Below are 5,737 nucleotides of genomic sequence, written 5' to 3'. Positions count from 1 at the left end.
CCCACCCGATACGGGCATGGCTGCCTTCCTTCCTACGGTGTTGCGGTGATGGCACGCGCGGTCGCCTCGCCGGTGACGGTGACCGTCTTCTTCTGGGTGAACGGCCCGATCATGGCGCGCTGGTAGGTGATGGAGACGGTCACCCGGATCAGGGTCTCCCCGTCGACATCGGGGAAGTTCACGGTGTGGCCTGCGGTCTTCACGGCGTTCAGGTAGTTGTCCACCGCCTTGCGCGCCTCCGGCTCGTCGATCCGCTTCGGCCCGCCCTCGATGGCGGTGGCCCGGTCGATGGCCTGACCGCCGGCCCGGGCCGCCTCGGCGGCCAGGTTCTGGGCGTGTTGCAGGGTGCGGAGCTGCCCGGCGGCGTCGAAGGAGAGGCCGATGATGGCCAGTACGCCGATCATCGTCACAGCGAGGAAGATGCTCACCCGGCCGTGCTCACCTGCTCGCGAGGGCCGGGCAGTCGACGTGGTCGCCGTCATTGCCGACTCCGGTAACGGTCAAGTGGGGAGGTGAACTCCGCGGTGATCAGCCGATCACTCTTCATCCCAGGCAGGATGCCGAGGGTGATGTCCTTGAAGGACACCAGGCAGCTGATCTTCACCGTCACGGTGGCGTTCGACCCGACCGAGCTGCTGAAGGCATCGTCAAAGCTGGAGGCATTGCCGGGCGACTTGCCGGTGAACGTCGGGTCCAGGTCGTTGGCGCAGGCCAGGCCATGCCAGTCCAGCTGGTCCTGGGCGGCTTCCAGCGCATTCTTCCGGGCGGTGTCGGAGTCCCGGGAGATCGAGGCGGCCCGGGCGGCGTCGTGCGCTGCGGTCTGGAGCGTCTCCGCTGCCACGGCGCTGCGCCCGACCACACCGGCCAGGACCATCAGCGCGATGAACGCGGGCGCGAGGACCGCCACCTCGATGGAGACCGAGCCCCGCTCGGCGGTACGGGTCATGGCGGTGTCACCCTCTCCACCGTTCCATGGACGGTCTGCTGAATCGCGAAGTCCACGCCCGGCACCACGGACAGGGACCGGCCGCTGACCGTGCAGGTCACGTCGGTCGTGGTGGTCTCGCAGGTCGGCCCGGCCTTCTCCCAGCCCACCAGCCAGCCGCCGGCGCCCTTCAGGAAGCGGGAGGCGCTCTCCACCCCGGCACCGTTGCCCGCCTGGTACGTCCGCTGCGCGTTGACGCCACTCTGCGCGGCGTTCAACGCGGTGGAGCGGGCGAGGAAGACGGCCGCGACCTGGATCGAGGCGAAGAGCAGCACCAGGATCAGCGGCATCATCACGGCGAGTTCCACCGGGTTGGCGCCCCGCTCGCGGTCGCCGGCCGCGAGGCGGCGCCGGGCGGCGGTGACCGCCCGGCTCCACCTCGGGTACGCGGCTCGACGCACGTCGGCTACTTCGGGTCCGTGTGGTTCGGGATGCCGTTCATCCAGTTGTTGGCCTTGGCCAGGGCCAGGGTGGTGACGGCCATGGCGACGACGACCAGACCGGCGATGATCACCGCGGTGGGCACCGGGCTGTCGCCCCGCTCGCTGTCGCGGCGCAGGTCGGCCAGGCGCGTCGTCACCACGACGTGCAGGTAGCTGAGGATGGACATGGCGTTCTCCTTCAGGGGGCGGTCAGACACGGGCGATGAACGGATAGAGGACGAACCCGAGCAGCACGAAGACGAGCAGCGCGCCCGGGATGTCGAGCTTGCTGGTGATCCCCTCGGCGCGGGCGAGGTTGTCGGTGCGGATCTGGTCGCGCAGCGAGTCGGCCCGGCTGCGCAGCGTCTCGTGCACCTGCGCGCCCTCGCTGCCGGAGGAACGCATGATCGCGCCGACGTCGCCCAACTCGGGAATGCCGATCTTGTCGGCGAGGTCGCGCAGTTCGTCCCAGGGCGCGTGCATCTGCATCTGGGCGATCCGCAGCGATTCCTGGAGCCGGTCGAACACCCAGCCGTCGCAGACCGCAGCCGCCCGCTCCAGCGACTGCACCGGCCCGTGCGCCGCGGAGAGCTGCAACGCCACCAGGTCGAGGTAGGTGCAGACCGCTTGGCGGAACTCGTCGCGGGCGGCGGCGGCCTTGGTCAGTACGGCGCGGTGCGCCAGCAGGGCGGCCAGCAACGCCAGGCCGAGGCTGCCCAACACCGGCACCACCAGCGGGAACGGAATGCCGAGCGACCACAGCACCACCCCGAGCACTGTCGGTGTGGCCAACCCGATCAGCGCGGAGAGCAGCACCGACAACGCGTACTGCTCGGGCGTCTGACCGATCAGGGCGAGCTGCATCTGCGGCGGCCGCATCCAGCGGGACATCCCGCTCAGCCAGTCGAGTCGCCGGGACGCGGGCGTGGACACCCGGCCGGTGCCCGGCGGCTGATGCAGCCGGCGCAGCGCAGGCCCGAGCGCCGGTGTCGCCGGCACCAGCTCCCGGACCACCAGGAACACACCCAGACCGATGCCGGCGCCACCGCAGACCGCGAGGGCGAACTGCCAGTTGATGATCACGCGATCACCTCGCTCGGGTTGGGCGCCGGCAGGAACCGGGCCGGCCGTTGCGGTTGGCTCATCGACCGCACCCAGGCCAGCAGGCCGATGAAGGCGGCGCCGAGGGCGGCCATCACCAGCTGACCCACCGGGGTGCCGTACGGCCTGATGTACTCGGTGTTGATCAGCCCGTACGCCAGGGTCGCCAGCGTCATCCCGGTGAGGAAGCGGACCGCGAACCGGGGCTGGGTGCGCTTGGCCTCGATCTCCCGCCGGGTGGCCACCTCCGCGGACGCCGCGCCGGCGATCGAGCCGAGCACGTCACCCAGCCGCTCACCCCGGTCCGACAGGTGCAGGATCAGCGCCGCGACCACCTGGTCGCAGACCGGGTCGGCGATCTCGTCGGCGAACGCCAGCAGGGCGGAGCGGGCCATCCAGCCGGCCTGGAGGCGGGCCGCGAGCAGCCGTACCTCGTCCTCGACGCCGGGTGGGACGCTGCCGATCGTGCCGATGATCGCCTGCTGGAGGCCCTGCCCGGTGCCGGAGACGTCCTTGAGTCGGCGGGTCCACTCGCCGACCGCCTCGATCCGGGCGATGGCCCGCTGTTCGGCCTTGCCCACCCCGAACAGCCACGGGGTGCCGGGCACCGCCACCGCCACCAGCAGACCCACCACCGGCAACCCGGTCAGCAGGAACGCCAACGCGCCGGCGACCAGCGCGGCGACCAGCAGCGCCTGATAGGCCCGCTGCTCGGCCGGCGTGCTGCCCGGCCCGCGCCACAGTCGGCTCAGCCCCGGCCCGCTGCCCGGCCGTCGCCCCGGGGGTCGACGGGTGCCGACCAGGGCGACCACGGCCAGCAGCAGCCCGGCCACACAGGCGGCGCCGGAGACCACCGCGATCAACTCAAGGCTGTCGAACATCAGGTCACCGCCGGGCCAGTCGGGTCTGCCGAGGCCGCCGCCAGGCACCAGCACCGGCCTCGACCCACCGGGTCAGCAGCCGCGCGTCGTAACCCACCCGCAGCAACTGGTCGCGGACCCGCTCCGGCAGGTGGCGAGGGACCGCGCGACCGTCCGGGCCGGGCCCGAAGACGGTGGTGGTGGTGATCCGACCGGCTTCGCCGGCCCCGATCACCTCCTCCACATGCGAGACGAACCGGTGCTTCCGCCCGCCGATCGCGGTCTCGTCCTCGACGGTGACGTAGACGATCAGGTCGAGCGCGTTCCCGGCCATCCGCCGGGCCTGGTCGACTGTCATCTCGCGGCCGTGCGCCAGGGCCAGCTCGACGATCCGTTCACCCACACCGGCGGCGGTACGGGCGTGGATGGTGCACATCGACCCCCGGCTGGTGGTCATCGCCTGGAGCATCGGCACGATCTCCCGGGACCGCACCTCACCCACGATGATCCGTAGGACGCCCATCCGCAGGGACAACGGGATCAGGTCGGCGATGGTCACCTCACCGGCCGGGCGGCCGTCGAAGCCGCGTTCGCCGTGCCCCTCCCGGGCCTCGAAGCTCATCACCGCCCGGTGCCGCTCCCGGCGGCGGGCCGGGAGCAGCTCCCGACTCTCCTCCAGCAGCACGTACGGCTCATCCTGCGGGATCTCGTTCATCAGTGCGCGGATGACAGTGGTCTTTCCGGCGCCGGCCAACCCGGCGACCATGATGTTCAGACCGGCGCGCATCGCGGCGCGGAGGAAGTCGCGCAGCAGCGGGTCGATCATCTCGTCCAGGTCACCTCGGGCGCCCGCGAGGTCGTCGAGGCTCACGTCCAGGGTGTTGTGCTTGCGGATCACCGCGTACGGGCGGTGGCTGACCAGGAACACCGCGGCCAGCCGGCTGCCGTCGGGCAGTTGCAGGTCGAGGGTGGGTTTCACTGTGGAGAGGGACCGCTCGGTCGCGCCCGCCCGACGGGCCGCCGCCTGGAGGATCTCCACCAGCTCGGCGTCGCTGTCGGCGATCGGCTCGGCCCAGTCCACCCCACCGCCGTGCCGGGTGATGCGTACCTGGTCGCAGCCGAGGATGTGCACCTCCTCGATGGTGTCGTCGACGAGCAGCGTCTGTAGCCGGCCGAGCCCGACCAGCTCGGCGGTCACCTGGTCGAGCAGCATGCGTTCGTCGCCGGCGGCCATCGGCGTGCCGGACCGGCGCACCGAGTCCGCGTACGCGGCGACCACTGTGACGGCGAGCCGGGCCCGCTCGGTGTCCTCCTCGTCGACAGTGAACTCCCGGCCGCGCTGCCATAGGGTGAGCCGTTCGGTGAGTTCCCGGCGCAGCTCCCGGACCACCTGGAAGTCCATCCGGGCCCGAGGGGGCGATTCGGGCGGCGGGCTGGTCGCGGGCGTCGACGGCGGCTGCGGCCCGGACTGGTGGTGCCGGCCGTTCGGCAGGGCCAGGGGCGGCGCGGTGGAGGTCACTGCCGGTGGCTGCTGGCGCGGATCGGTGGAGACCGGCTCAAACCGCATCCGGCACCCCCTGCTGCACGGGCCACGCCAACCGGGCCCGTCGCCGCTCCAGGAGCGACCCGATCGGGACCTCCAGCGCCGCCGCCGCGCGCATCAGCGGCCGACCGGCCCGCACGGTCCCGCCCAGGGCGAGCACCCCGGCGGTACGCGCATCGTGCGGCAGCCGTGCGATGACGGGCAGTTTCAGGGCGCGGCTGATCTCGGCCCGCCCGTGCCCGTCGCCGACCAGCAGCAGCCGCAGGGTGCCCGGGGGCACCCGGTGCTCGGCGAAGTCCCGTTCGATCGCGGTGACCACCGCGCGGGTGCCGGAGAGGTCCGGCAGGTTCGCCCGGGTCACCAGCAGCACCACCGAGGCGGCCCGCAGCACCGGCCACGGAGGCCCGGTCACGTGCAGCCGACCACAGTCGACGAGGACGTCGTAGCCGGGGGTGCCACGGTCGAGGGCGTCGAAGTAGTCGGCGAAGCGCTGCCACAGCGGGGTGACGCTGCCGCTCTGGGCCGGGTCGACGAGGCCGGGCAGCAGCAGTCGTTCCCGGCGGGGGGCGTCCAGGTCGACCAACTGGGACCAGAATGCGGTCTCCAGGTTGCCGTCGCGCAACTCGCCGACGGCCAGCTCTCCGATGCCGCGTGGGCCGTCCAGTTGGCCGCCGAGGTATCCGGCGAGGATCGAGCCGCCGGCCGGGTCGCATTCGGCTACCACCAGCCGGCGGCTGGACGTCACCGACCAGCACCAACTGCGCGCCGGTCGGGTGGACCCGCTCCGAGTGCAGGGTGCGCAGCGCCGCCGGTCGGACGGCACGGA

Annotated in this window: 7 protein-coding genes and 1 pseudogene; all 8 read right to left on the bottom strand. The window is 72.1% G+C overall.

The window, feature by feature from the left end; genetic code table 11:
* Positions 1-32: 32 nt before the first annotated feature.
* On the bottom strand, positions 33-482 hold the full coding sequence (locus ABZ749_RS27780) for a pilus assembly protein TadG-related protein (protein ID WP_357232989.1): 450 nt from the start codon (positions 480-482) through the stop codon (positions 33-35).
* Entirely contained in the window at positions 479-946 is a 468-nt protein-coding gene (locus ABZ749_RS27775; RefSeq protein WP_357232987.1) for a TadE/TadG family type IV pilus assembly protein, read from the bottom strand. Before ABZ749_RS27775 ends, ABZ749_RS27780 begins: the two co-directional genes overlap by 4 nt.
* Positions 943-1,386 carry a TadE family protein gene (locus ABZ749_RS27770; protein WP_357232985.1) on the bottom strand — a complete coding sequence of 148 codons (444 nt, stop codon included), beginning with the start codon at positions 1,384-1,386 and terminating at the stop codon, positions 943-945. The genes ABZ749_RS27775 and ABZ749_RS27770 overlap by 4 nt, the downstream gene beginning before the upstream one ends.
* A gap of 5 nt (positions 1,387-1,391) precedes the next feature.
* Positions 1,392-1,595 carry a hypothetical protein gene (locus tag ABZ749_RS27765; RefSeq protein ID WP_357232983.1) on the bottom strand — a complete coding sequence of 68 codons (204 nt, stop codon included), beginning with the start codon at positions 1,593-1,595 and terminating at the stop codon, positions 1,392-1,394.
* Between the two features lie 22 nt (positions 1,596-1,617).
* Positions 1,618-2,490, bottom strand: a complete 873-nt coding sequence (locus tag ABZ749_RS27760) for a type II secretion system F family protein (RefSeq protein WP_357232981.1) — start codon at positions 2,488-2,490, stop codon at positions 1,618-1,620.
* Positions 2,487-3,389 (bottom strand): type II secretion system F family protein, encoded by a 903-nt coding sequence (locus ABZ749_RS27755; protein ID WP_357232979.1) that lies wholly within the window; start codon positions 3,387-3,389, stop codon positions 2,487-2,489. The genes ABZ749_RS27760 and ABZ749_RS27755 overlap by 4 nt, the downstream gene beginning before the upstream one ends.
* A gap of 4 nt (positions 3,390-3,393) precedes the next feature.
* Positions 3,394-4,935 carry an ATPase, T2SS/T4P/T4SS family gene (locus ABZ749_RS27750; protein WP_357232977.1) on the bottom strand — a complete coding sequence of 514 codons (1,542 nt, stop codon included), beginning with the start codon at positions 4,933-4,935 and terminating at the stop codon, positions 3,394-3,396.
* A pseudogene (locus tag ABZ749_RS27745) lies at positions 4,925-5,644 on the bottom strand (ParA family protein); the annotation flags it as partial. The gene ABZ749_RS27750 and the pseudogene ABZ749_RS27745, both read right to left, overlap by 11 nt.
* Positions 5,645-5,737: the final 93 nt, after the last annotated feature.

Origin of the sequence: Micromonospora sp. NPDC047753 (genome assembly GCF_040642735.1) — a bacterium.
In the GTDB taxonomy this organism is placed as follows: Bacteria; Actinomycetota; Actinomycetes; order Mycobacteriales; family Micromonosporaceae; genus Micromonospora.
This window is presented reverse-complemented; position numbering and strand designations above follow the sequence as displayed.